The sequence below is a fragment of the Rhizobium sp. C1 genome (assembly GCF_021026335.1).
GTDB lineage: Bacteria > Pseudomonadota > Alphaproteobacteria > Rhizobiales > Rhizobiaceae > Ensifer_A.
The window spans coordinates 150,034-175,070 of record NZ_JAJNCY010000007.1; the positions used below are offsets into that span (position 1 = coordinate 150,034).

At 60.6% G+C, this 25,037-nt stretch carries 20 protein-coding genes and 1 pseudogene; 11 read left to right on the forward strand and 10 right to left on the reverse strand.

Annotated elements, in window-relative coordinates:
- Positions 1 to 2 precede the first annotated feature (2 nt).
- From LQK83_RS15915 to LQK83_RS15925, 3 genes are read left to right on the forward strand one after another with little or no spacing between them, the layout of a single operon-like run.
- Positions 3 to 656, forward strand: coding sequence for a class II aldolase/adducin family protein (locus LQK83_RS15915; protein WP_230838379.1), 654 nt, complete (start codon positions 3 to 5; stop codon positions 654 to 656).
- A gap of 3 nt (positions 657 to 659) precedes the next feature.
- Positions 660 to 2,123, forward strand: coding sequence for an aspartate aminotransferase family protein (locus tag LQK83_RS15920; protein ID WP_230838380.1), 1,464 nt, complete (start codon positions 660 to 662; stop codon positions 2,121 to 2,123).
- 4 nt (positions 2,124 to 2,127) lie between these two features.
- Complete coding sequence (locus LQK83_RS15925) at positions 2,128 to 2,778, forward strand: hypothetical protein (RefSeq protein WP_230838381.1); 651 nt, start codon at positions 2,128 to 2,130, stop codon at positions 2,776 to 2,778.
- 110 nt (positions 2,779 to 2,888) lie between these two features.
- On the opposite strand, the gene LQK83_RS15930 is transcribed toward LQK83_RS15925, so the two are convergent.
- From LQK83_RS15930 to LQK83_RS15945, 4 genes are all read right to left on the reverse strand, one after another.
- Complete coding sequence (locus LQK83_RS15930) at positions 2,889 to 5,228, reverse strand: methyl-accepting chemotaxis protein (protein ID WP_442966775.1); 2,340 nt, start codon at positions 5,226 to 5,228, stop codon at positions 2,889 to 2,891.
- 251 nt (positions 5,229 to 5,479) lie between these two features.
- Positions 5,480 to 6,841: an ethanolamine permease gene (eat, locus tag LQK83_RS15935; protein WP_230838382.1), complete on the reverse strand. Its 1,362-nt coding sequence runs from the start codon at positions 6,839 to 6,841 to the stop codon at positions 5,480 to 5,482.
- 46 nt (positions 6,842 to 6,887) lie between these two features.
- Positions 6,888 to 7,691 (reverse strand): ethanolamine ammonia-lyase subunit EutC, encoded by an 804-nt coding sequence (eutC, locus tag LQK83_RS15940; RefSeq protein WP_230838383.1) that lies wholly within the window; start codon positions 7,689 to 7,691, stop codon positions 6,888 to 6,890.
- Entirely contained in the window at positions 7,688 to 9,082 is a 1,395-nt protein-coding gene (locus LQK83_RS15945; protein WP_230838384.1) for an ethanolamine ammonia-lyase subunit EutB, read from the reverse strand. The genes eutC and LQK83_RS15945 overlap by 4 nt, the downstream gene beginning before the upstream one ends.
- 206 nt (positions 9,083 to 9,288) lie before the next feature.
- Between LQK83_RS15945 and qhpR the strand changes: the two genes are divergently transcribed.
- Positions 9,289 to 10,362: an AraC-like transcriptional regulator QhpR gene (qhpR, locus tag LQK83_RS15950; RefSeq protein ID WP_230838385.1), complete on the forward strand. Its 1,074-nt coding sequence runs from the start codon at positions 9,289 to 9,291 to the stop codon at positions 10,360 to 10,362.
- Positions 10,363 to 10,873: 511 nt separating this feature from the next.
- Here the strand turns inward: qhpR and LQK83_RS15955 are convergent.
- Positions 10,874 to 11,887: a LacI family DNA-binding transcriptional regulator gene (locus LQK83_RS15955; RefSeq protein ID WP_230838386.1), complete on the reverse strand. Its 1,014-nt coding sequence runs from the start codon at positions 11,885 to 11,887 to the stop codon at positions 10,874 to 10,876.
- A 255-nt stretch (positions 11,888 to 12,142) separates the two neighbouring features.
- Between LQK83_RS15955 and LQK83_RS15960 the strand changes: the two genes are divergently transcribed.
- The 7 genes and pseudogenes from LQK83_RS15960 to LQK83_RS15990 form a co-directional block, all read left to right on the forward strand.
- A complete protein-coding gene (locus LQK83_RS15960) occupies positions 12,143 to 13,189 on the forward strand; it encodes an ABC transporter substrate-binding protein (RefSeq protein ID WP_442966777.1) in 1,047 nt (348 codons plus the stop codon).
- A gap of 69 nt (positions 13,190 to 13,258) precedes the next feature.
- A complete protein-coding gene (locus tag LQK83_RS15965; RefSeq protein WP_230838387.1) occupies positions 13,259 to 14,080 on the forward strand; it encodes an ATP-binding cassette domain-containing protein in 822 nt (273 codons plus the stop codon).
- 8 nt (positions 14,081 to 14,088) lie between these two features.
- Positions 14,089 to 15,330, forward strand: coding sequence for a sugar ABC transporter permease (locus LQK83_RS15970; RefSeq protein ID WP_442966778.1), 1,242 nt, complete (start codon positions 14,089 to 14,091; stop codon positions 15,328 to 15,330).
- Positions 15,331 to 15,352: 22 nt separating this feature from the next.
- Complete coding sequence (locus LQK83_RS15975) at positions 15,353 to 16,081, forward strand: SDR family oxidoreductase (RefSeq protein WP_230838389.1); 729 nt, start codon at positions 15,353 to 15,355, stop codon at positions 16,079 to 16,081.
- Positions 16,082 to 16,117: 36 nt separating this feature from the next.
- The gene (locus tag LQK83_RS15980) at positions 16,118 to 17,752 is read left to right on the forward strand and encodes an FGGY-family carbohydrate kinase (RefSeq protein ID WP_230838390.1); all 1,635 of its coding nucleotides are present in this window, start codon (positions 16,118 to 16,120) and stop codon (positions 17,750 to 17,752) included.
- Between the two features lie 80 nt (positions 17,753 to 17,832).
- Entirely contained in the window at positions 17,833 to 17,973 is a 141-nt protein-coding gene (locus tag LQK83_RS15985) for a hypothetical protein (RefSeq protein ID WP_230838391.1), read from the forward strand.
- Positions 17,974 to 18,046: 73 nt separating this feature from the next.
- Positions 18,047 to 18,204, forward strand: a pseudogene (locus LQK83_RS15990) (transposase); the annotation flags it as partial.
- A 434-nt stretch (positions 18,205 to 18,638) separates the two neighbouring features.
- Here LQK83_RS15990 and LQK83_RS15995 read toward each other — a convergent pair.
- From LQK83_RS15995 to LQK83_RS16015, 5 genes are read right to left on the reverse strand one after another with little or no spacing between them, the layout of a single operon-like run.
- Positions 18,639 to 19,295: an ATP-binding cassette domain-containing protein gene (locus LQK83_RS15995; RefSeq protein WP_230830178.1), complete on the reverse strand. Its 657-nt coding sequence runs from the start codon at positions 19,293 to 19,295 to the stop codon at positions 18,639 to 18,641.
- Positions 19,292 to 21,001, reverse strand: a complete 1,710-nt coding sequence (locus LQK83_RS16000) for an ABC transporter permease (protein ID WP_230838392.1) — start codon at positions 20,999 to 21,001, stop codon at positions 19,292 to 19,294. Before LQK83_RS16000 ends, LQK83_RS15995 begins: the two co-directional genes overlap by 4 nt.
- Positions 20,998 to 22,191, reverse strand: coding sequence for an ABC transporter substrate-binding protein (locus LQK83_RS16005; RefSeq protein WP_230830180.1), 1,194 nt, complete (start codon positions 22,189 to 22,191; stop codon positions 20,998 to 21,000). Before LQK83_RS16005 ends, LQK83_RS16000 begins: the two co-directional genes overlap by 4 nt.
- Positions 22,188 to 22,877 carry a CDP-alcohol phosphatidyltransferase family protein gene (locus LQK83_RS16010; RefSeq protein ID WP_230830181.1) on the reverse strand — a complete coding sequence of 230 codons (690 nt, stop codon included), beginning with the start codon at positions 22,875 to 22,877 and terminating at the stop codon, positions 22,188 to 22,190. The genes LQK83_RS16005 and LQK83_RS16010 overlap by 4 nt, the downstream gene beginning before the upstream one ends.
- Positions 22,874 to 25,033, reverse strand: a complete 2,160-nt coding sequence (locus tag LQK83_RS16015) for an FAD-dependent oxidoreductase (protein ID WP_230838393.1) — start codon at positions 25,031 to 25,033, stop codon at positions 22,874 to 22,876. Before LQK83_RS16015 ends, LQK83_RS16010 begins: the two co-directional genes overlap by 4 nt.
- Between the last annotated feature and the right edge of the window lie 4 nt (positions 25,034 to 25,037).

Genomic DNA, 25,037 nt, shown 5'->3' on the forward strand with positions numbered 1-25,037 from the left:
TGATGATCAGTTTCGCCAGAGAAAGACAGGATGTCGCCGACATGTGCCGTGTGCTGGCCGATCACGGCTATTTCGCCGGCACGGGCGGCAATCTCGGTTTGCGCCTCAATGAAAAGTTGATGGCCGTGACACCGTCCGCGCTCGATTACTACCTCATCCAGGCCGAGGACGTCGTCGTCCTCGATATCAACACGCTCACAGTCGTGGAGGGCGAACGAACCCCGACGGTCGAAAAGGCGCTGCATGCCGCAATGCTGAAAGCACACCCTGACCATGGCGTCAGCATCCACACCCACCAGCCGGTGGCGAGCGCGGTTGCGCTGTCTCACGAGGTTCTGCCATGGCCTGACGGCATGGATCGAACCGGACTCGGCCCCCATATCGCCGTCATCCCCTATCGACCCTCGGGCACCGGCATGCTGGCAAAGGTCTTCCGCAAGACCCTGCGCTCCAACATCAACGCCTATCTGATGGCCAGCCATGGCGCGATCTGCTCGGCGCCGGATTTTCAGGCGGGGCTTGGCGTCATTCGCAAGATCGATGCGGCGGCAGCCGCTTTCCTGCGCGCGCGCCTGGAGCGCCGCGCCAACCTCGACAAACAGCTTCAGGCGAGCCTCCTGAAGACCCTGAACAAGATTGAAATGATGGGAGCTTGAGACATGAACATGAGCGCAGACATCTCCACCAACGCCTATTCGATCAGCGCCTGGCCGGATTATCCGGACCTGATGGACCGTCTCAACGCGCTCCTCAAGCAACCGGTGCGCGGCATCGCACGACAGAACATGCCGCAGGTGCTCGATTACTTCGAACAGAAGTGCAAGACCTCCAAGGCTCTGGCCGAGCGCGCCAAGGAAGTCATTCCCGGCGGCGTCCAGCATAATCTCGCCTTCAACTATCCCTTCGCCATCGCCGCGGCCAAGGTGGACGGCGCCTACATGTGGGACGAGGACGGCAACCGCTATATCGACTTTCTCCAGGCCGGCGGCCCGACCATTCTGGGTTCGAACTATCAGCCGGTTCGGCAGAAGGTTCACGAGATCGTCGAAAACTGCGGCCCGGTGACCGGCCTGCTGCACGAATACGAGATCAAGCTCGCCGAGATCATCCGCAAGTACATGCCCGGCATCGAAATGTTCCGCATGCTGGGTTCGGGTACTGAGGCGGTCATGGGTGCAATCCGCCTTGCCCGCGCCCATACGGGCAAGAAATGGGTGATCAAGGTCGGTGGCGACTACCACGGCTGGTCTGACCAGATGGTCTACGGCATGCGCGTTCCCGGCACCGGCCGCCGCGAGGCTGTCGGCATTCCGAAGGGCTCCACGGCCTACACCCAGGAAGTCTTCCCGAACGAACTCGGGTCGCTTCGCCGCAAGCTGATGCTCAACAAGATCCGCGGCGGGACCGCCGCTATCATCGTCGAGCCGCTGGGCCCCGAAAGCGGCACACGGCCGGTGACGCCGGAATACAACCGCGAGGTTCGCAAGCTTTGCGACGAATTCGGTGCACTGCTGATCTTCGACGAAGTCGTCACCGGCTTCCGCGTCGGCATGGGCGGCGGTCAGGGATACTTCAAGGTCAAGCCCGACCTCACCGTCTTCGGCAAGGCGATCACCGGCGGCTATCCGATGGCCGGCGGCATCGGGGGACCCAAGGAGATCATGATGACGCTCGCCGGCGGCATCGGCGGCAAGGGCGGCAAGCGCGCTTTTGTTGGCGGCACGCTCTCGGCCAATCCGCTCTCCTGCGTGGCGGGCTATTACGCTATTGAGGAAATGGCCCGCACGGGCGCCCCGGTTCTCGCCGGCCGCGCCGGCGATCGGTTGGCAGCGGGCCTCAAGGAGATCATGAACCGCCTCGGTCTGCCTTACGTCGTCTATAACATGGGCTCCATCGTTCATCTGCAGACCTCCGCTGTGCTCTTGATGAGCATGCGCAACCCGATCAAGCTGATGCGCGAGGCTGACGCCCGCAAGCACCTGATGGAGGAAATGGGCGCGGCCTATCTCTCACGCGGGATCCTGACGCTTGCCGGCAGCCGCATCTATACGAGCATGGCCGACACGGATGACGTTATTGACGATGCGTTGAACCGCTTCGAAGACGTCTTCAAGCTGGTGTAACGCGATGAACGCCAACCGCACCGCCATCAAGGACACCCTTGGACTTGCCGCAGCAAGGCTCGCGGGCAAGGGTCTTTTGAAACCCGGTGATACGCTCTCCCAGCGTATCCCGGAACAAAACGCCATCATCCTGACCCGTATCACGGCCGGGCAGGACGTACCCGAGGAGTTCACCTGGTTGAGCCTCACTGGTCCGGTATCCAATTTTCATCAGGTCATCTACGGCGCAAGGCCCGATGTCGGGGCGATCGCCGCAGGCCAGTTCACCTGGACAAACAGGCTCGCGCGCCTCGACCTGTCACTGCCGCCGATCTTCGACGAACAGATCCGTCAACTCGGCGTCGAGGGCCGCCGCGTGGCCCGTCGCTCGAACGAGCTGGGCGCATTTCCGGCTCTGCAAAACGGCGCGAATGGCTATTGCCTCGACGACCTCTCGATCTGCCTGGGCATGGGCCTTGAGCGCCTACTGCTGAACATCGAAATCCTGGAAAAATCCGCCCAAAGCTTCGTGCTTGCCGCCAGCTCGGGCCTCAAGGTCCGCCGTATTCCCTGGCTGATCAAATATATCGCCAACGGTCGGCTCAAGAAGGACCAGCAGGATGCCGCTGCCCGCCATCTGCGCGGTGAACGGTCCATCCTGAAAGCAGGATATTAAAGAAAGGCCGCCGGAACCAACCTCGACGCCCCCCATCAGACGAGACCTCTATAAGAAAAAAGGGGCGAGTTGCATCGCCCCTTCTGCTTCTCTTGTGTAATGGAAGAATTTCAGAACTCTTCCCAATCCTTTGCCGCCGCGTTGGAGGCAGCGGCCTGCCTGCCGCTACCGAATGCGCTGGCCAGGCGATTGCCGAGTGCGCGGGCGGCAGAGGCGATCGGGCGATGCTCGGTGCTTGAAGCGGCTACGGGGCGCGAAGCGGCGGACGCCGCCATGCCCGTGCCACCGATGCGGAACTGTGCGATCAGGCGGTTCAACTCGTCGGCCTCATTGGCGAGCGAATGGCTGGCCGCCGTCTGCTCCTCCACCATCGCCGCATTCTGCTGCGTCGCCTGGTCGATATTGTTGACGGCTTCGCTGATTTCCTTCAGCCCCGTCGACTGTTCGCGCGAGGAGCGCACAATGGCGGTCACGTTCTGGTCGATTTCCTGAACCTGATTGATGATTTCCAGCAGCGACTTGCCGGTCTCGCCGACCAGTTCCACGCCAATCGTCACCTGGCTGCCCGACTTGGTGATCAGCGCCTTGATCTCCTTGGCGGCATTGGCCGAACGCTGGGCCAGCTCGCGCACTTCCTGGGCGACGACCGCAAAGCCCTTGCCGGCTTCGCCAGCACGCGCGGCTTCGACGCCGGCATTCAGCGCCAGCAGGTTCGTCTGGAAGGCAATCTCGTCGATGACGCCGATGATGTTGGAGATCTCGCGCGAGGAGGCTTCGATGCCCGACATGGCATCGACCGCGCGCTGTACCACTTCGCCAGACTTTTCCGCGCCGCGTCGCGTTTGCTCGACAAGGGCACCGGCATCTTCGGCCCGCTTGGTCGAGTCGCGCAGAGTCGTGGAGATCTCCTCAAGAGCGGCAGCCGTCTCCTCGACCGAGGCAGCCTGCTGTTCGGTGCGCTTGGCGAGGTCGTCGGAGGCCGAGCGGATTTCGGAGGAACCTGCGCGGATCGCATTGGCATTCTCGCCGACGGAGCGCAGCGCGCCCTGCAGCTTCTCGACCGAGATATTGAAGTCATGGCGCAACCGATCGAGCGAGCCGGCAAAGGCTGTGTCGATGCGATGCGTCATGTCGCCTTCGGCAAGCTTGTTCAGGCCTTCAGCCAGTGCCTCCACGGCGGCCTGTGTCTGGCGCTCGCGCTCAGCGGCCTCTTCCGCACGTTCGCGGCGTTCGGCTTCGGTCAGCGCGCGGTCGCGCTCCGCCTCGGTCTCCAGACGGGTCTTGGCAATGGTGGCATCGCGCAGCACGGCGAGCGAACGGGCCATCTCGCCGATTTCGTCCTTGTGGACCGACTGCGACAGGTCAACATCAGTCTTGCCGCGGGCGATCTCGCTGGTGGCGACGATGACCGTGTCAAGGCGCTTGCGCATGCGGTTGGCGAGAAACAAGCCGATGGCAACCATGAGGCCGGCGGCAATCGCGATGATGATGATGGAGGTGACGGCCAGCGACGTCACCTTGGCAAAGACGACGGCTTTGGGAACGCTGACGACGGTAAACCACGTCGCGTCTGCGGCGAGCGGAACCGGCACGGCAACAGACAGATAGGGCGTTCCATCCTTGTCGGCGATCTCGAACGGCTTTTCGGGGTTCTTGATCATGGTCTGCCAAGCCGTCACATCAAGCCCGGAATCCTTCAACGGCTTGCCGAGCGCGGCTTTGTCGGGATGGCTGACAACATTGCCATTATGGCTCAGCAGCGCGACATAGCCCACACCGAGGGGCTTCAGCTTTGCCATCTCTGTGGAGAGGGCATCCAGCGCACTATCGACACCAACGACGCCGACGAACTTGCCGTCGATCATCACCGGCGTCATGAAGGACGTCATGTTTACGACCTTGTCGCCGACCTTGTAGTCATAGGGCTCGGTCAGCATGTCCTTGCCGGTTGCTTTCGGCACCAGATAATAGTCGCCGTCACCGGGCTTTTCATAGTCGACAAGCGGCATAAGTTCGACCTTGCCGTCGACACGGGCCACATAGGGAATGTATCGGCCGGTCGCATCGTGACCGGGCTTGTTGACGAAATCCGCGTCCTTGCCGTCAAAGGCGTTCGGCTCCCAGCCGGTGCTAAGACCGAATGCGGAAGGATTGTCGGCAAGCAGACGCTGCATATAGCCCGTCATGCCCTCGCGATTCGGTGTGCCTGCCGATTTCATCGCCTGGAGCGCTGAGCGCATGTTCCAGGCGAGTTCCTTGATTCCGGCGAAATGCGTCTCGACCTTGCCGGCGCTGGAATGCGCTGTCGCGACCATTTCCGAAACCGATCTTTCCTCGACAGCGTGATATGACATCCAAAGCAGGATGCCGGCCGTTGCTACAGTGGTTGCAACACCGGTCGCCACAATGGCAAGCATGTTCCGACCAATCGCGGTCTTCGGGATCAACATTGGCTTCTCTCCTAGCCTCCAAGGCAAGCGGCGTATTTTATCCATAAACACCGGGAAATCGGGCCCGCGTGTCTGAATGCTTTGGCTGGGGAGTCTGCTACTTCTTGGTTGAGAAATTCATAACGCATTAGATTTTTTGAATCCCGCATACGAGCGATATCGCGAAGATTAGGAGGTAGCCGCGTAAGAGGGGCCGCCAGATGGGCGGGAACCTGCCCGGAACCAGGGTCCACCGGGCAGGCTTGTGCGGGTCAGGCCGGGACTGCGGGCCCGATCTTGCGGCGCGTGAAGCGTGTCAGCAAGACGAAGCCCGTCATCGTCACGGCATAGATCGCGAAGATCTGCACGTTGAAGTAAATCACCGCGGCGAAGGCGATCGTCGCCATGCCCAGCGCAAAGGCGGGGGCTATCGGGTAGAGCGGTGCGCGAAACGGCCGATCAAGGCCCGGTTCGGCTCTGCGCAGTTTGAACAGACTCAGCATGCTCATGATATACATGGTCAGCGCCCCGAAGACCGACATGGTCACGATGCTTGCGGTCAGCGACTGGCCGGCGATCGACACCAGATTGTCGCTGAAAATCGCCGCGACACCGATGACGCCGCCGGCAATCGTGGCGACATGCGGGGTGCGGAAGCGTGGATGCAGACGGCTGAAGAACTCCGGCAGGAAGCCGGCGCGGGACATGGCGAAAATCTGGCGCGCATAGCCCATGATGATCCCGTGGAAGGACGCAACAAGGCCGAAAAGACCGAGCCAGACAAGCATGTGCAGCCAGCCGCTCGATGTGCCGACGACGAGCTTCATGGCCTGCGGCAGCGGGTCGTTCAGGTTCGACAGGGCCTTCCAGTCGCCCGAACCGCCGGCAAACAGCATGACGCCAAAGGCGAGAGCGACGAGCGTGAGAACGCCAGTGATATAGGCGATCGGGATCGTGCGCTTCGGGTTCTTGGCTTCTTCGGCCGCCATGGCGACGCCCTCGATCGCGAGGAAAAACCAGATGGCGAAGGGAATGGCTGCGAAGATGCCGCCAATGGCCGCCACGCTGAAATGATCCTGGCCGCTCCAGCCACCCGCCGCGAAATTCGCGACACTGAAGGCCGGCGAAACAACGCCCATGAAGACCAGCAATTCTCCGACCGCAAGGATCGTCACGAAGAGTTCAAAGGTCGCTGCAATCTGTACACCGACGATGTTCAGCGCGATGAAGACAATATAGGCGCCGAGCGCTGCGATCTTGGGATCAAGACTCGGGAACTGGACGTTCAGATAGGCACCGATGGCCAGCGCGATGGCAGGCGGGGCAAAGACGAATTCGAAAAGCGTGGCAAAGCCCGCGATCGCGCCACCCGTCGGGCCGAAGGCGCGCAGCGAATAGGCAAACGGGCCGCCGGCCTGCGGAATTGCCGTGGTGAGTTCCGTGAAGGAAAAGATGAAGGCGACATACATCGCCGCGATGACCGTCGTCGTCACCAGGAAGCCGAGCGTGCCGGCGGTTGCCCAGCCATAGCTCCAGCCGAAATACTCACCCGAGATGACAAGGCCAACGGCAATGCCCCACAGGTGAAACGTGTTCAGTGTTTTCTTCAGTGTTACGTCGTGTGTCTGGCTCATTTTAGGCTATTCCCCTTTTGTTTGATGAGCTTTTCGTGAAGTACAGTTATCTCCCGGCAGCGACCTCCAGTTGCGAGGTGGCGTCGTTGTCGATTGCGTCTCCCGACCCCATGTCGTCCTTGAGGTTGACGCCGGTCAGGCCCAGACGAAGCGCGGCATTTGCCAGCCAGACGAGCTTGGACGCCGCTTGGTCGTAGGACAGTCCGCCCTTGCCATGGATGTTGGAAATGCAGTTGCGCTCGTGGTCGCGGCGGCCGCGGCGAGGGCCGAAGGTGAGATATACGCCGAGGCTCTCGGCAACGCTGAGACCAGGCCGCTCGCCAATCAGCATCGCCACCAGGCGGGCATCGAGCCGTTCGCCGACATCGTCTCCCAGCGCGACGCGGGCCTGTGTCGCCACCACGACTGGAGCGACCTTGAAACTGGACAGACGCTTCAGACAGGCGTGAACCAGCGGCGAGGCATGCATCTGAACCGCAGTCGCCGAAAGGCCGTCGCCGATCACGAAGGCGATATCGTATTGCCGCCCGGCCTTATCCAATTCGCCGGCGGTTTCGTCGCTCAGCTTCCGCCCGAGATCCGGGCGGGTGAGATAGGTACGGCGATCGGGCGCCTCGCTTCTGACCCGCAGGAGTTCCAGCGGTGCGAGTTCGGAGGCCAATGCGTCGACATCCAGAGGCTTGTGGACGGCATCGCGGGCGCTGGCATGGGCGTGTTGAAACTCCAGCACCGCCTTGAGCGGAATGGCGTTGCCGCTGCGGCCGAGGCCGATGCGCGCCGTTGTCGCCGACCGGAGCCGCGACCACGGATCGAGATGCGACGTGATGATGTTGCCCTGGTCCTTTTTCATGCCACGAGGCTCGCATTGGAGAGAAGGCGGGACATGCGCGGATCGTTCAGCTCCAGCTCGCGGATCCGGCCGTCCGGTCCAGCAATGCCCATGCGGTCGAGCCAGGTCTCGAATTCCGGTGCGGCCTTCACGCCCAGCGTCTCGCGCAGATACAGCACGTCGTGGAACGACAGGCTCTGGTAGTTCAGCATGATGTCGTCGGAGCCGGGCACGGCGATGAGGAAGGTTGCGCCGGCCACCGTCAGCAGGGTCATCAGGTCGTCCATGTCGTCCTGATCGGCCTCGGCATGGTTGGTGTAACAGACGTCACAGCCCATCGGCAGGCCAAGCAACTTGGCGCAGAAGTGATCTTCGAGCCCGGCGCGAATGATCTGCTTGCCGTCATAGAGATATTCCGGCCCGATAAAGCCGACGACAGTGTTGACCAGCAGCGGATCAAAAGCGCGGGCGACCGCATAGGCGCGCGTTTCCATCGTCTGCTGATCGACACCGTGATGGGCGTTGGCCGAGAGCGCTGCCCCCTGCCCCGTTTCGAAATACATGAAGTTATTGCCAACCGTGCCACGCTTCAGCGCAAGGCCGGCCTCGTAGGATTCCCTCAGCACCGCAAGATCGATACCGAAGGAGCGGTTGGCGGCCTGCGAGCCCGCAATCGACTGGAAGACCAGATCGAGCGGCGCGCCGCGATTCATGATCTCGATAGCATTGGTGACATGGGTCAGCACGCAGGTCTGCGCCGGGATGTCATATTGCTGGCGCACCTCGTCCAGCATCTCCATCAGCGCGATTGCGTTCGGAATATTGTCGGTCGCCGGATTGATGCCGATGACGGCATCGCCGACACCAAAGAGAAGCCCGTCCAGAACGGAGGCTGCGATGCCACGGACATCGTCGGTCGGATGGTTGGGCTGCAGACGCGTACCCAGCCGGCCCTGAAGACCGAGCGTGTTGCGGAAGGCTGTCGTCACCCGACATTTGCGCGCGACCGATATCAGATCCTGATTGCGCATGAGCTTCGAAACCGCTGCGACCATCTCCGGTGTAAGGCCCCGCGACACGGCGGAAAGCGCCTTCGCGTCCGCGGCGAGCAGCCAGTCGCGCAGCTCGCCCACCGTCAGATGGGCGACGGGTGCGAACGCAATCTTGTCATGCGAGTCTATGATGAGGCGCGTGACCTCGTCTTCTTCGTAGGGAACAACAACCTCGTTGAGGAAGAGCTTGAGCGGCAGATCCGCCAGAACATAGCGGGCAGCAACCCTCTCGGCATCGCTCTGGGCAGAGAGCCCTGCAAGGTCATCGCCGGAGCGGCGGTGCGATGCGACCGCCAGCACATGTTTCAAATCAGAAAACGCGTAGTGTTCGTTTCCCAGGATGGTTGCATAGACAGCCATGGAGCCCTTTCCTCACGATCAGTGGATCAAGCCTGAACCATCTCATAGGGATAGTATGACAAGCGCCCATGGCGCTTGGCGGATCGGCACAAAGTTTTGACGCTGGAGCGCATTGGCGACAGTGGGGATGTCGGAATTGAGATTTGTTATGTTGAAGTGACATGCGTAATCGTTTACGTTCCTGATACATCGATCGGAGCTGTGGAATGGCTGCCAATACGTCCATACGCGGAGCCGCGCAGGTGCTGGCGGCGGCAGGCACCGGCCTCGCCGGATTTTTCGAAGCGCGGAGATTGTGTCCCGACAGCCTTTTTGGTTCGGTGATGCTCGATCCGCGCACGCTTGACACGCCGACGGCGACAATCGGTCTCGATCAATATTGCGCCGTCCTCGAGCAGGCTGCACGAAGGGCGGACGATCCGAACCTCGGTCTGGACTATGGCCAGCAGTTCAAGCCGGACATGCTCGGCCTGATCGGTTACATAGCCCTGTCTTCGGAAACGCTGCTTGATGCGGCGGCCAATCTGGCCCGCTATTTCGGTTTTCATCAACAGCAGACCGTCACCACGCTCGTCTACAAGGAGCCTTTCTGGCAGTTGACCTACCGGATCTCCAGCGAACGGATCGTGGGACGCACGCAGGATGCACTCGTGACGATGGGCATGTTCTGCAACGTTTTCCGCGCCTGCGCGGGAGACAGCTGGGCACCCGATGCCGTGTATTTCGAGCATGAGCGCAGCGAGAACTGGCGCGACATAGAGGCCTGTTTCGGTGCACCCGTGTCTTTTGGCAAGCCGGTAAACGCCATTCTGTTCCGGCCAGAAAGCGCCATGATGAAAATGCCGACGGCCGACGCGCGGCTTCTGGCCCTGCTCTGTTCGAACCTGACCGCTCTGGGCCTGCATTGTGCCACAGAATCCATGATTGACCGGATCCGTGCGACCATTCGCGACAATCTGGGAAGCGGGCCCCTGGACCTGCAATCGGTCAGCCAGAAGCTGTCCCTTCCCTCGTGGACTCTGCGCCGCAGGCTTGCAGAAGAAAACACCAGCTTCTCCGATCTGGTCGATCATGTGCGCCGTGAGGTCGCCGAACACTGTCTGTCCGGGCCGGACCTGCAGATCGGGCAGCTCTCAGAGATACTGGGTTACGCAGAGATCAGCGCATTCACCCGCGCCTTCAAACGCTGGCACAACATATCTCCCGCGCAGTACCGAAAACAGAGACTTGATCTCATTCGAGGACAAAGCTCCATCACCCCCGGCGACAAGCAATTCTAGCTTTCTTGGGCCGCGGGTCTCGCCGGGATGCACGACTGACGCCCCACCGCCTCTCTGTCCGTGTCGCCCGGTTCCATCAACACGATTCCGGCTGCCGTGGAATTGTATGTGGATTTCGAGCACCGTGACATGGAGCGAATGCCCGAAATGGAAGTGCATGCTCTCGGGTCACTCCGCTTGGGCGGGAGGATGTCTGTAAACGCAGGCACGCCCGGTAGTTTTGACGTTTCGAACTTATTTGACTGTTGAGAATTTGGTTGCCAGCGCCTGATTGCGCAGAGACTTGTCAATCCGACACTGTTTATGTCAGTTGGACGACGCTTTGAGTGACCAGTCTGCCAAACTGCAGGCGGTCTGGCGGTCTGGCGGGAAGCGTAGAACTGCGCGCACATATCGGCAATAGAGCCTCGGAATGTCCCAAGAGGCAGAGGTTGAATGACATGCGGGTCTCAACGATCGCCATGCGATGAGTTGTCGATCGCCTGGCTTTATGGATCCCAGCCAATGTCGATTATCCGATGAAAATAGGCGGTATCTCGACCAGTGGCAGTTTTGCCGTTCCAGTGTCGATGATATCGAACACTTCCTTCAACATGGCCGGAACATCCTGGCGCACCATCTCGATGTCGTGACCGAGAAGAGCGACGAACGGGTCCCAGTCGAAGCAGCCCATCACCGGTTGCCTGTCGCCATAATGCCCCGTCTCGCTCATCCAGCGCATCACGCCTTCCAGAGAGATGGTCGAGTTGACGAAGAGGCCGTGGGGCAGATCTTCACCCCGCGCCTGCAGGTCGCGTAGCGCGCCGGCCGCCTTGTCCGGCGCATAGCCGCAGGCGAGCAGATGATGTTCATCGACCGGTACCCCAAACGCTTCATGCGCATCGCGGAAGCCGCGAAGGCGTTCGCTGGTATTGTGATCGGTTCCGCGCCCCCCGACAAAGAGCAGAGGTTCCTTGCCGCCGAACCGGGTCTCGCATTTCTTCAGGACGCGAAGGGTCAGTTCGCGGGCGCCCGCGTAGTTGTCGGAGATGACCGAGGGCGCGCGGCTGCCTGGCAGATCGAGATTGAGACTGCCGACACCTGCGGCAGCGCAGATTTCGGTGATCCGATCCGGGTCGGTGGCGCCGGTCGCCACCATCCAGTCGCATTGGTAGGAGAGCATCGTGCGCGCGGCCTCAATCTCGAGATCGGGATCGCGGCGGGTGCAGGTGATAATGGGGAAGAGGCCGCGCTCGCGCGCCATCGCCTCGAACATTTCCACGATGGAGCCGAAATAGCGGTTGTCGTATTTCGGTACGATCATGCCGATAATCTTGGATTTTTCGCGCCTGAGCAGGCTTGCCTGCATGTTCAGCGCATAGCCCTGTTCCTCGGCAATGCGGGTGATCTTCTCGGCCAACTGGCTGCTGATGCGCCGCTTCTTCCAGTTTCCATTCAGAACCGCGCTGACGGCGCTCGCCGATGTTCCGGCAAGATGCGCCAGATCGTAGATCGTGGTTCGTTTGGTAGGCTTTATGCGAGTCACGAAATTTTTTCCTCCCTCGTTTTGTCCAACTTGACATCAATCCACGAAACTGGCAATTCTTGCTTCATCGATTGAGCAATTGCGCAACATCGATGAAGCAGATCGACTGAATAAGGTCGACGCGGGAGGAGCATTCGAATTTGAAGCGCGCAGGAAGGCAGCATTGCCTTCGGCCGGCTCATCCCCTTCGGACATATTCGGCGGCCCACGGAATTATCACGGCCGGGTCCCTTACCGGCTTCGAAGGAGGAGAACATGAAATATCGTAATCTTATGATGGCTTCGGTGGCGTTTGGCCTCGCGTTTGCCGGTGTTGCCCGCGCGGACGACGCGGCAACCGTTGCCTTCCTCATGCCCGACCAGGCATCCACCCGCTACGAACAGCACGACTTCCCCGGCTTCAAGGCCGAGATGGCCAAGCTCTGCGCCAAGTGCACCGTCATCTACCAGAACGCCAATGCGGACGCCTCGCTCCAGCAGCAGCAGTTCAACTCCGTGATCACCCAGGGCGCCAAGGTCATCGTGCTCGACCCTGTTGATTCCGCGGCTGCCGCCGGCCTCGTCGAGATCGCTCATTCGCAGGGCGTGAAGGTCGTTGCCTATGACCGCCCAATCCCGAGTCAGCCGGCCGATTTCTACATCTCCTTCGACAATGAAGGCATCGGCTACGCCATCACCAAGTCGCTGGTCGACCACCTGAAGAAGACCGGCGTTCCGGAAGGTTCGGGCCTGCTCGAAATCAACGGCTCGCCGACCGATGCTGCCGCCGGTCTCATCCGTGACGGTATCCATCGTGGCCTGAAGGATTCCGGCTACAAGACGCTGGCTGAGTACGACACGCCCGAATGGGCTCCGCCGAAGGCGCAGGAATGGGCGGCCGGCCAGATCACCCGCTTCGGCAATCAGATCAAGGGTGTCGTGGCTGCAAATGACGGCACCGGCGGCGGTGCGATCGCGGCCTTCAAGGCAGCCGGCGTGAAGCCGGTTCCGCCGGTCACCGGCAATGACGCGACGATTGCCGCCCTGCAGTTGATCATCTCGGGCGACCAGTACAACACGATCTCCAAACCTTCGGAAATCGTCGCTGCCGCCGCTGCGAAGGTCGCGGTACAGCTGATCAAGGGCGAAAAGCCGGAAGCCAAGACGACGCTTTACAACACGCCATCGCAGCTCTTCATCCCCGCCGTCGTAACGCAGGAAAACATCAAGGCCGAAATCTTCGACAAGAAGATCCAGACGCCCGAAGAAGTCTGCACCGGCGAATATGCAGCCGATTGCAAGAAGCTCGGAATTATCAAGTAATTCCTCCCAAGGAAGTGGCCGGCCGGTATTACCGGCCGGCCACTTCACCCGTTTTCCGAGGGACTATTCATGACGCAAGAACGAAGCGGTCTGCCCCCCAAGGGCGAGACGATCCTCAAGCTGACCAAAGTTTCGAAGAATTTCGGCGCGGTCTCGGCGCTGACCGACATCGACATGGAGGTCAAGGCCGGCGAGGTCGTAGCGCTTGTCGGCGATAACGGTGCGGGCAAATCAACGCTCGTCAAGATTCTCGCCGGCGTGCATCTGCCATCCTCCGGCACGGTCGAATTCTGCGGCCGCGAAGTCGCCATCGACAGCCCGGGCACCGCACTCGAGCTTGGTATTGCTACCGTCTTCCAGGATCTCGCGCTCTGCGAAAATCTTGATGTCGTGGCCAATCTCTTCCTCGGCCATGAAATGTCGCCCTGGGGTCTCGACGAGGTCGGCATGGAAGTCCGGGCCTGGACGCTTCTGAAGGAGCTCGCCGCCCGTATCCCCTCCGTGCGCGAACCGATCGCCTCTCTCTCCGGCGGCCAGCGCCAGACGGTCGCGATTGCCCGCTCGCTCCTGCTCAATCCCAAGATCATCATGCTGGACGAGCCGACGGCAGCACTCGGCGTCGCGCAGACGGCCGAGGTCCTGAACCTCATCGAGCGCGTGCGCGATCGCGGCCTCGGCGTCATCATCATCAGCCACAATATGGAAGACGTCCGCGCCGTCGCCGACCGGATCGTCGTGCTGCGCCTCGGCCGCAACAACGGCATCTTCACGCCGGATGCCTCCAACCAGGAACTCGTCGCCGCCATTACAGGGGCGACCGAAAACGCCGTCTCGCGCCGCCAGGAGCGCAAGGCGACCGAAAGTCATGAGAAAGGCGGGTTGTCCGCATGAGCGCAGACATGAACAAGGCACAGAATGCCGCTCTCGACCGCAGCGATGAGCGCGTCCGCCACAACGACACGCTGCTGGGCGCAGCGAAAGCCTCCATCGACCGCATCCGCTCGGGCGATCTCGGCATGCTGCCCGTGGCGCTCGGCCTCATCATCATTTCGACCGTCTTCAGTATCCTGAACCCGGTCTATCTCGCGCCCAACAACCTCGTGAACATGCTGTTCGACTGCGCCACAGTCGGTATCATCTCGCTCGGTATCGTCTGCGTTCTGCTGCTTGGTGAAATCGACCTCTCCGTCGGCTCGATGAGCGGGCTGGCGTCCGCCATGATCGGTGTGCTCTGGGTCAACCAGGGTTTTCCTGTCTATGGAGCGATTGCCATTGCCGTCGTCTTCGGGGCGATGATCGGCGCGGTTTACGCGCAGCTTTACAATCGCCTTGGTATGCCGAGCTTTATCGCGACACTCGCCGGTCTTCTCGCCCTTCTCGGCCTCCAGCTCTACATTCTAGGCCCGACCGGCAGCATCAACCTGCCTTACGCTTCGCCGCTCGTGCGCTTCGGCCAGATCCTCGTCATGCCGGCCTGGCTGTCGCATGGTCTGGCCCTGCTGCCGGGGCTCGTGATGATCGTGATGGGCCTGCGTATGCGCAGCCGCCGTCTTGCCGTCAATCTTTCGTCGAGCCCGCTATCGACGCTTATCACGCGCGCCGCCGTGCTGACGCTGGCACTGGAATTTGCCGCCTTCTACCTCAACAAGGGCCGTGGCGTTCCATGGATGTTCGGCCTCCTCGTCGCGCTCGTCATCATCTTGAACTATGCGCTGACGCGCACCAAATGGGGCCGCTCCGTCTTCGCCGTCGGCGGCAACAAGGAAGCCGCGCGCCGCTCGGGCATCAACGTGCGGGCGATCTACACGAGCTGCTTTATGCTTTGCTCTGGCCTTGCAGCGCTCGGCGGCATCCTGTCTGCCGCACGTCTTGCCTCTTCCAGCCAGCAGGCTGGTACAGGCGACGTGAACCTCAACGCGATTGCCGCCGCCGTCATCGGCGGAACGAGCCTCTTCGGCGGACGCGGCAGCGCCTATTCGGCACTGCTCGGCATCATTGTCATCCAGTCGATTTCCAATGGCCTGACGCTGCTGAACCTCTCGTCTTCGTTGCGCTACATGATCACCGGCGGGGTTCTCGCCATTGCCGTGATCGTCGACTCGCTTGCCCGTCAATCGCGCGCTAGCAACGGCCGCGCCTGAAACCGAAATCCGGAGAAAACACATGTCCGTTTCCATGGAAGGAAAAGTCGCCGCTATCACCGGAGCCGCCTCCGGCATCGGCCTCGAATGTGCCCGCACATTGCACGCCGCCGGCGCGAAGGTCGTTCTCGTCGATCGCGCCAAGGATAAGCTGGAACAGCTTTGCCACGAGATCGGCGAAGGCGCTTATCCTGTCGTCGTTGATCTTCTGAAGCCTGCCGAGGTGTCCGGCATGCTCGACGGCATCCTGAAATCCGCCGGCCGTCTCGACATCTTCCATGCCAATGCCGGCGCCTATATCGGCGGCCCGGTCGCGGAAGGCGATCCGGACGCCTGGGACCGGATGCTGAACCTCAACATCAATGCGGCCTTCCGCACGGTTCATGCGGTTCTGCCGCATCTGATCGCGCAAAAGTCTGGCGACATCCTCTTCACCAGCTCGATTGCCGGCGTTGTTCCGGTCGTGTGGGAGCCGATCTACACGGCCTCCAAATTTGCCGTTCAGGCTTTCGTGCATTCAACGCGTCGCCAGGTCGCCCAGTATGGCGTTCGTGTCGGGGCGGTCCTGCCGGGTCCCGTGGTGACCGCACTTCTGGATGACTGGCCGAAGGCCAAGATGGATGAGGCGCTTGCGAACGGCAGCCTGATGCAGCCGAAGGAAGTGGCCGAGGCCGTACTTTTCATGCTGTCGCGCCCGCGCAATGTCACGATCCGCGATCTCGTGATCCTGCCCAACAGTGTCGATCTCTGACCGCGTCGATCTGCAGAAACAGACCAGGATAGCCCCATGAATGCCCAGACCCCCGCCGCAATCGCGAACGATCCACGTTTTCTGATTGGAGTCGATGTCGGCACGGGAAGCGTTCGCGCCGGAATCTTCGATCTGTCCGGCGAGATGCTGTCCGTCGCCAAGCGCGATATCGCCATCTTCAGGGACACCGGCCATATCGTCGAGCAGTCGAGCCGGGACATCTGGTCCGCGGTTTGTGAAACGGTGCGCGAGGCCGTTGCCAAGAGCGGACGCCCCGCGTCCATGGCAGCTGGCATCGGCTTCGATGCCACATGCTCGCTCGTCGTCGTCGGCGAGGAGGGGACGCCACTTGCGGTTGGCCCTTCAGAAGACCAAGACCGCAACATTATCGTCTGGATGGATCATCGCGCGATCGGGCAAGCAGAGCGTATCAATGAGCTCGGTCATGATGTGCTTAAATATGTCGGCGGTCGCATCTCTCCCGAGATGGAAACGCCGAAACTGCTGTGGCTGAAGGAAAACCGCCCCGAGACCTTTGCATCTGCCTGGCAGTTCTTCGATCTTGCGGATTATTTGAGCTGGCGCGCGACGGGCGACCTTGCCCGCTCGACCTGCACACTGACCTGCAAATGGACCTATCTGGCCCATCAAAAACGCTGGGACGCAGACTACTTCCGCAAGATCGGCCTCGGCGCGCTTGCCGACGAAGATTTCGCGCGCATCGGTCAGCGCATTGTCGAACCGGGCACACCCTGCGGAAGCGGCTTGACGGTGGATGCGGCCGCCGCATTCGGCTTGCCTGCAGGCGTTCCGGTTGCCGCCGGCATGATCGACGCCCATGCAGGCGGCATCGGCACAGTTGGTGTGGGCAAGGGTGCAACGAGCAACCTCGCCTATGTGTTCGGCACTTCGTCCTGCACGATGACCACCACCCGGGAACCTGTTTTTGTACCCGGCGTCTGGGGGCCTTATTATTCAGCCATGGTGCCGGGGATGTGGCTCAACGAGGGTGGCCAGAGTGCCGCGGGTGCGGCCATCGACCAGCTGCTCCTTTTCCATCCAGCCGCCTTGGAAGCGCAGGCATTGGCGAAATCGAGAAACGTGCCGCTCCCGGTTATGCTGGCCGGAATGGCGATCGAAAAAGCCGGCTCTGCTTCGGAGGCTGTGGCGCTTGCGCACGGACTTCATGTCGTCCCGGAATTCTTGGGCAACCGCGCCCCCTTCGCAGATCCGCATGCCCGCGCCATTGTCGCGGGGCTTGGCATGGAACGCGATCTCGATAGTCTTGTCGCGCTTTACGTCGCAGGCCTCTGCGGGATCGGCTACGGGCTGCGCCAGATCATTGAGGCGCAGGCGGATGCGGGCGCGCCTGTCGAGACGATCGTGATCAGCGGCGGGGCCGGGCAGCACCCGCTCACGCGTCAGCTGCTTGCCGATGCCTGCGGAATATCCGTGGTGACACCGGTCGCCGAAGAGCCTGTCATTCTGGGATCGGCAATGCTCGGAGCCGTCGCGGCGGGCGTGGTGTCGTCGGTCATGGATGCCATGCAGCGGATGAGCGCCGCAAAGCAAACAGTGGTTCCCGAGCCCGCAAGACGAGAGCTGCACAACAACCGCTTCGCCGCCTACAAAAAGCTTCAGGGCGACGGACGCACGTTGCGTGACTGCTAAAGCGTGTCGCGGTTAACCGGATTGGTTGTTCCTGTTTGATCTGATTTGTGTTTCTCTTTGGCTATGCAAGGAGAACCACCATGGACAAGCCGCATCCGATAGAGTTGCGTGAGCGTGTCGTTGCGTTTGTGAACGAAGGAAACAGCAATCGGGAAGCGGCGCGGCATTTCCGTGTTTCGCCCGCTTCGTCGAAACATGATGATCCTGCACCGTTCGTCTAGGTCACATACCCATAAACTAATTTTTGATTTGAATGGATTGTGATTCACTGCCTCTGTTGATTTGGAGGCAGAGATGGCGCGCTTTGATTTGACGGATTTCGAATGGTCGGTGATCGAGCCGCTTCTTCCCACGAAGGTTCGCGGCAAGCACGGGTTGATGACCGGCGGGTATTGAATGGCACATTCTGGCGGTTGTGGACCGGCCAAAAAGCCCGCTGGATTTCTCCATGGCGGGCTTTTTTTGGTGGTTGAGAGGTTGGTTGCGGGGGCCTGATCGCGCAGAGACTTGTCAATTTGGCGCGCCTTCGTGATGTCGAGACGGAGTTCGAGACGTAACACATCGTCCAGCAAAGTGGAGACGATTCTCGACGAATTTGAACGGCGGGAATGCGCCCTCATTCCAGACGTAGGGGGCGGCGAGAAGTTGCGCTGAAAGCTGACGTTCAATTTGTTGCTATTGGTCAAGTTTGGCATTTCGCGTAAGAACCTGCTCCGCGAACTGCGTGGATGCTCGCGCCTTGGCGCTCGCCAGTCGTCCGTCGGAAAGACGGCCCAGAGAGGTGGATGGGCGGGAGCTCCTAATCTTCGAGGACGCGCAACTTCGCCGCATCATGACTTCTGGCAGAACATCCAACGTGAATTACCTGCGAGCCAGATGTCGGCCTTTACGGCCGTGCATATTCCGAAATGTCGAAAACAGGACCCATCGCGATCCTGGCGTCCTCTTCGTCATGCGTCACCAGGAGCACAGGAATATGCTGCTCCGCCGCTTGCATGAAGACGAAATCGCGAATGTCGTCGCGCATGGTGGCATCGAGTTTTGAGAACGGCTCATCAAGGAGGAGAGCCCTGGGTTCGGAAAGCAGTGTCCGTAACAGTGCCACACGGGCGCGCTGACCGCCGGAGAGACTTGCAGGATCCCGGCCGGCGAAACCGTCCAGTCCTGACCTCGAGAGGGCGGCTTCTATTCTCTGCATTCTTTCGCGCCTTCCTCTGACGGTGGCGCTCAGGCCGAAGTTGAGATTGCCGCCGACGGTCAAGTGCGGAAACAGCATATCGTCCTGAAAGAGAATGCCGATTTTCCGCAGTTCTGGCGGCAGGCCGGATATCTCGGTCTCGCCGCATATCGCAGTTCCGGAGCCACGCAATGGTGGTTCGAGATGCCCGGCAATGAATGCAAGGAGGGATGATTTTCCAGAACCACTCGGTCCCATGATCGTGGTGACGGAGCCTGCTTCGACTTTCAGGTTCAAGTCAGCGACGAGCCTGCGGCCGGTGTCTGCAATCGAGATCGAGACGTCCTTGAGTTCAAGTGCGGTCATGCGCGGGCTCCTGCCATGCCCTTCTTTTTTGCGAAGACGAACGCCGGCACGGTCCGGGCAATGATGTAGACGACAAGCGGTAAGAGTGCCTGCAGCGTGCCGAACACCCCGATGACCCGTCTGTCTCCGCCGCTCGACAACGCAACGGCTTCCGTCGTCAAAGTATCAATCCGTCCCTCGCCGATCACCAGCGTCGGCAAATATTGCGCGACACTGACGGCGAAGCCTATGGCAAAGGCGGTGAGCACGGGTCTCATCATGATAGGCAGTTTCACATGCAGCAATATCTGCTTCGGTGTATGGCCAAGCGACGCCGCAGCCCTCGCGAATCTGGGATCGAGCGCCAGCCAGGGGTCTGTGAGCGCGAGCATGATATAGGGAAAGACGAAGAGCATGTGCGACCAGGCGACAGCCGGCATTGTACCCGCTAAATCGGACTGCAGGAACGCCACATGCAGGCCGAAGATGAAAGCCGCCTGAGGCAGAATGAGCGGTAGATAGATGAAAATTGTCAGGGCACGCATGCCTTTGCGACCTGAACGATCAAGCGTTTCCAGAACGGCAATCGCTGCGACGAGGGAAGCAAGGCTTGAAGATACGGCAATCCATAGTGTCGCCATGAAGGCCGAACTCCAGTCGCCCATGGATCGAGACCAGATGGCGAGCGACCAGCTTTCGGGTAGAGCGAAGGGGAAATTCCACCGCCAGGTCATGGACCAGACGAGAAGGCCCACCAACGACAAACCGCCTGTGAGCAGCATAACCGACCCGAAAGCCGAATGTGCTTTGGCGACGAAATTCAGCCAATGATGGCGGGCTCCGCACGCGAGCAGCCAGGTCGAAGAAAAGACGATCACACGTTCCGCCAGCCACCACAGAAGGATTGCTCCGATCACCAGCGCCGTCAGGAAGACGGCAGAGGCTGAAGCGGTCAGAAGCATTTCGCTGTCTGCCGCAGAATACCACCGGAGCGTCTGAACCGCGATGGTCGGCGGCGTTCCCGGCCCAAGGATCACGGAGACATCGACGACCGAAAGCGAAAAGGCAAGAACGGCATAAACGGCGAGCCGAATCTGCGGGTAGATCTGCGGGAACACCACCAAGACCCAGGCTGCTCCAGGACCGTAGCCGAGCGAGCGAGCGCTCGCGCGATAGAATTGGTGCGGCAACTGGTTGAGTGCCGCGCCGATCACAAGAATGAGAAAGGGCGTTTCCTTCACCACAAGGCCGAAAATGAGGGCCAGCCCCGCTGCATCGTTGACTATCGTTACATCGGGCGGGACGGAGAGGCCACTCAGTTCAGGGCTGACCAGGCGAAACAGCCAGCCCGAAGGGGCAATCAGGAAAGCAAGGCCGATCGCGATGGCTGCATGCGGACTTGCAAGCAAAGGCGTCGCAAATAGACTGTCGAAACGCGTCCAACTCCGCACTCGCGGATGCGCATGAAACGCAATGGCCGCGACCAGCGCAAGAAAAGTGGCCGAAAAGCCGACGAAAACGGTCACGCCGACGCTCGTCCCGAAGCCTGGCGTCGAGAAGAGATTGCGCCAGGCATCGAGATTGACATTCGTCGCGCCGATCGCCGGAAGATATCCGAACGCCGGCAGCACTGTCTGCCAGAGCCCGGCGAGGATCGGCAACAGGAAGCCGCCGCACAGCAGCGCCGCAACGACGATGGCCTGCTTTTGAGTACCCCTCCGCTTCATTTCACATAGCGCTTGGCCCACGCTTCCGTCAGCCTTGTCATCCAGGACGGATGTGGCTCCAGCAGGGTCTTCCCGAGCGCGTCGTTGCCGGGCAGTGAGGCCGACTTGGGCAAGTCGTCAAACGCCTTTCGTTGTGCATCGTCCAGCTTCGACCAATCCAGAACCGAATAGCTGCCCAATACGCGGATGTCCTGCATATGAGCCTGCGTGGAGGGCGCAAGCAGGAAATTCGCCAACACTTCCGCCGCCTCCTTGTGCGCGGCATTGAAGGGGATGGCCACGAAGCTCACATTACCGATCGAGCCTCCGGACAGGGCATAGGTGCGAACGCTCTTCGGCAGTCTGCCGTCTTCGACCGCCGATGCGGCGCTTGCCGGATCGAATGACATGGAAATGTCGATCGCACCATCGCCCAGAAGCTGGTCCTGCACAGCCTCATTCGCAGGAAAGTCTGCGCCTCCATGCCAGAGATTCGGTTTCAGCAGGTCATACCAGCGCCAAAGGGGGGCAACGGCAGCGTCAAAATTTGCGTCCGTTGCTGGAGACTGCAAGATCTGCGGATCGGGCGTCAAGGCGATCAGAGCCTGCTTGAGGAAAGTGGCTCCCATGAAGTTGCTGACGGCGGGATGCGTAAAGCGACCGGGATGCGCCTTCGCCCAGTCGACAAACGCCTCAATGGTCTTTGGAGGGTCGGAGACCTTGGCGCTATCGTAGTTGAAGACGAATTTAGCAAGCCTCCAGGGCGATTCGTAGCCGTCCACCGGCACGGTGAAATCGACCACGTTTGCGGAGCCCGGCGTCAGATCGAGAAACCTTGCATTGGGCAGCGTCTGTGCGAAGGGACCGTAGAGAAGTCCCTTTTCCTTCATCGACAGGAAGTTCGGTCCGTTGATCCAGATCAGATCGACGGAGCCATTCTCGGTTTTGCCTGCCTGCTTTTCAGCAATCACGCGGTTCACCGCCTCAGCCGTATCGGAAAGCTTCACCTGCTTGACCTTCACGCCGTAGAGCTTTTCAGTCTCCTGACCTACCCAGGCGATAAAGGCGTTCGTCCGCTCATCCCCGCCCCAGGCATTCCAGTAGACCGTTTGGCCCTTCGCCTTTGCCAGCGTTGCGTTCCAGTCATCGGCCGCAAAGCCATGCTGCGCGGCCAAAGCGAGCGCTGCCGCAAGAAGGAGTGGTCGTTTCATGAAGGCTCCCTTAGAGAATTTTGATCTTCCCGTGTTGGTCGAGTGCCGGCTGCGTTCCTTACATTCTTTTCCGGCTCTTTCTCAGAAAAGACGACCCAGCCCTGCCGCCAGCGCGTCACGGTCGTCACCATGCAGATCGCCGCGTAGCTCCAGGCGATCGCGGCAAAATGGTCGGGCCAGATGCACATGGCCGCAAAGGCAGCAATTGTCTCCGCACCTTCGGCCAGGCCTCCGAGATAATAGATGCCCTTCTGGGGATAGGCATCCGCCGAAATGCCGCGTTTCGCGGCGATCGTGGCAAAGGCCAGGAAGCTTGATCCGGTGCCCATGAAAGCGGCGACAAGTGCGCTCGCCGCCAAGGCATTCTGCTCCGGATTGGCAAGCGCGAAGCCGAATGGAATGGTCGCGTAGAAAAAGAAGTCAAAGGCTATGTCGATATAGGCCCCGCGATCCGTCGGCCCTGACGTCCGCGCGACCGCGCCATCCAGCCCGTCGAAGATCCGATTGATCAGGATGACAGCCAGCGCGGCACCGTAATGACCGAAGGCTAGCAGCGGCGCGGCGGCAAGCCCCACGAGGAAGCCGACCACCGTGATATTGTCTGCGGAAACCCGCGATCTTACGAGCAGGTTTGCAAGCGGTTGCAGGAACCTCTTCTGGGTTGGCAGGATGTAGCTATCGATCATGACGAAGCGCCCCGCATGAAACGATGATAGATGTCCAATATGGCCAACAGCCGCCGGGACACATGCGCCCGCCGCCATTCGCCGGCCACCATCTTGTTCGCTTCCGCGAATGTCGGATAGGCGTGTATGGTTCCGAGGATCTTGTTGAGGCCGAGGCCGTGCTTCATCGCCAACACGAATTCCGCGATGATATCGCCGGCATGCTCGCCGACAATCGTCACGCCGAGGATCCGGTCGTGGCCCGGCGCGGTCAGAACCTTGATGAAACCGTGTCCCGCGCTCTCGGCGATGGCGCGATCAAGATCGTCGATGGCGAAACGGGTGACCTCGTAAGCGATGCCCTGTTGCCGGGCCTCCTGTTCATTGATCCCGACGCGAGCAACCTCGGGATCGGTAAAGGTCGTCCAGGGGATTACTCTATAATCCGCCTTGAACCTCTTGAAGGTACCGAAGAGCGCGTTAACCGTCGCAAACCACGCCTGATGCGCAGCGGTATGGGTAAACTGGTAAGGGCCCGCGACATCGCCCGCCGCCAGAATATTGGGCAGGATCGTTTCCAGATAGGCGTTGGTCGTGACAGTGCGCTCGGTGGGGATGGCAAGCTCTTCGAGACCAAATCCCGTCAAGCGCGCGCTGCGTCCGACCGCGCAGACGAGTTCATCGAAGGGGATATGCATCTCCCGCTTTCCGTCGCTTACAAGGATGTGTTTCTGGTCGCCATCCCTGCCGCAGGCTAGCGCCTTGTGCGATGTCAGAACCCGAACGCCATCTGCCTCAAGCGCGTTGCGGACATAGTCGGAGACGTCCGAATCCTCCCGCACCAGAAGGCGATCGGCCATCTCGATCTGGGTCACCTCAGAACCAAGTCGCGCAAAGCTTTGCGCAAGCTCGCAACCGATGGGTCCGCCGCCAAGGACGACGAGCCGCCTCGGCGGTTCGCTCAAATTCGCAAATCGGTCCCAAAGCGTATCGGAGGTGACATAGCCCGAATCCTCTATGCCAGGCAGCGGCGGCACGAAGGGGCGCGCTCCTGTGGCTATGATAATCGAACGGGTGGTCAAATGCCGATCGGTTCCATCGGCCAGTCGAACGGAGACGGTCCAGGGGTCCTTGATGCGCGCATAGCCCGAAAGGACCTCGACGCCGAGACCTTCATATCGCTCGACGCTGTCATGCGGTGCAATTTGCGCGATGACATCTCGAATGCGCTGCATGACCGAAGGAAATGAAAAATGCGGTTCCGAGCCTGAAAGCCCGAACCGGTCGGCCTTGCGTATCTGTGCGGCGAGCTTCGCGCTCCTGATGAGCGCCTTGGACGGTACGCAGCCGTAGTTCAGACAATCGCCGCCTATCTTGTTGGCTTCGACCAGCGTCACCTTTGCCTTCACAGCCGCCGCAATATACGCGCTGACGAGTCCTGCCGAACCTGCACCAATGACGATGAGGTTGCGGTCAAATCGCTTCGGGCGGGACCAGCGCGCGTAGACGTTTTTCCGTCTTTGCCAATCAACGAAGATCTTCGCAAACCACGGAAAAAGGCCGATCAGGACGAAGGATCCGATCAAAGCGGGCGAGAGAATTCCTTTAAGACTATCGATCTTTGCGATCTGTGTTCCCGCATTCACAAAGACCGCCGTCGCGGCCAACATTCCCACCTGACTGACCCAGTAGAAGGTCTTGGCCTTGATCGGCGTCAGGCCCATTGTGAGGTTGACCAGAAAGAACGGAACGATTGGCAGCAACCGCAGCGTGAACAGATAGAAGGCCCCGTCCTTCCGGAAACCCTCATTGATCGCGACAAGACGGTTCGAAAAGCGCTCCTGCACCGCATCGCGGAGCAAGAGCCGGGCGGCGAGAAAGGCGAGCGTCGCACCGAGGCTCGACGCAAATGAGACAAGCGCAAGCCCCTTCCAGAAACCGAAAAGCGCGCCTGCTGCCAAAGTCGCGACGGTCGCGAGGGGTACGGAAAGCGAGGCAATCACCACATACAAGACGAAAAAGACAAGCGCCGAACCTATCGGGCGGGCCGTTACCCATTCGGTCAATGGCTGAAGGTTTGCCTTCAAGTCGCCAATGTCGGGAAGAGCATGGCCCGCTAGAGCATAGACAGCCAGCAGAACAACGGCCAGCACGATGAAAACCAGCGCTCGTTTCAAGAGC

Bases quoted from the DNA above. Each gene is read 5' to 3' on its own strand.
- LQK83_RS15915 (WP_230838379.1), top strand. From the start codon at position 3: ATGATCAGTTTCGCCAGAGAAAGACAGGATGTCGCCGACATGTGCCGT.
- LQK83_RS15920 (WP_230838380.1), top strand. From the start codon at position 660: ATGAACATGAGCGCAGACATCTCCACCAACGCCTATTCGATCAGCGCC.
- LQK83_RS15925 (WP_230838381.1), top strand. From the start codon at position 2,128: ATGAACGCCAACCGCACCGCCATCAAGGACACCCTTGGACTTGCCGCA.
- LQK83_RS15930 (WP_442966775.1), bottom strand. From the start codon at position 5,228: ATGTTGATCCCGAAGACCGCGATTGGTCGGAACATGCTTGCCATTGTG.
- eat (WP_230838382.1), bottom strand. From the start codon at position 6,841: ATGAGCCAGACACACGACGTAACACTGAAGAAAACACTGAACACGTTT.
- eutC (WP_230838383.1), bottom strand. From the start codon at position 7,691: ATGAAAAAGGACCAGGGCAACATCATCACGTCGCATCTCGATCCGTGG.
- LQK83_RS15945 (WP_230838384.1), bottom strand. From the start codon at position 9,082: ATGGCTGTCTATGCAACCATCCTGGGAAACGAACACTACGCGTTTTCT.
- qhpR (WP_230838385.1), top strand. From the start codon at position 9,289: ATGGCTGCCAATACGTCCATACGCGGAGCCGCGCAGGTGCTGGCGGCG.
- LQK83_RS15960 (WP_442966777.1), top strand. From the start codon at position 12,143: ATGAAATATCGTAATCTTATGATGGCTTCGGTGGCGTTTGGCCTCGCG.
- LQK83_RS15965 (WP_230838387.1), top strand. From the start codon at position 13,259: ATGACGCAAGAACGAAGCGGTCTGCCCCCCAAGGGCGAGACGATCCTC.
- LQK83_RS15970 (WP_442966778.1), top strand. From the start codon at position 14,089: ATGAACAAGGCACAGAATGCCGCTCTCGACCGCAGCGATGAGCGCGTC.
- LQK83_RS15975 (WP_230838389.1), top strand. From the start codon at position 15,353: ATGTCCGTTTCCATGGAAGGAAAAGTCGCCGCTATCACCGGAGCCGCC.
- LQK83_RS15980 (WP_230838390.1), top strand. From the start codon at position 16,118: ATGAATGCCCAGACCCCCGCCGCAATCGCGAACGATCCACGTTTTCTG.
- LQK83_RS15985 (WP_230838391.1), top strand. From the start codon at position 17,833: ATGGACAAGCCGCATCCGATAGAGTTGCGTGAGCGTGTCGTTGCGTTT.
- LQK83_RS15995 (WP_230830178.1), bottom strand. From the start codon at position 19,295: ATGACCGCACTTGAACTCAAGGACGTCTCGATCTCGATTGCAGACACC.
- LQK83_RS16000 (WP_230838392.1), bottom strand. From the start codon at position 21,001: ATGAAGCGGAGGGGTACTCAAAAGCAGGCCATCGTCGTTGCGGCGCTG.
- LQK83_RS16005 (WP_230830180.1), bottom strand. From the start codon at position 22,191: ATGAAACGACCACTCCTTCTTGCGGCAGCGCTCGCTTTGGCCGCGCAG.
- LQK83_RS16010 (WP_230830181.1), bottom strand. From the start codon at position 22,877: ATGATCGATAGCTACATCCTGCCAACCCAGAAGAGGTTCCTGCAACCG.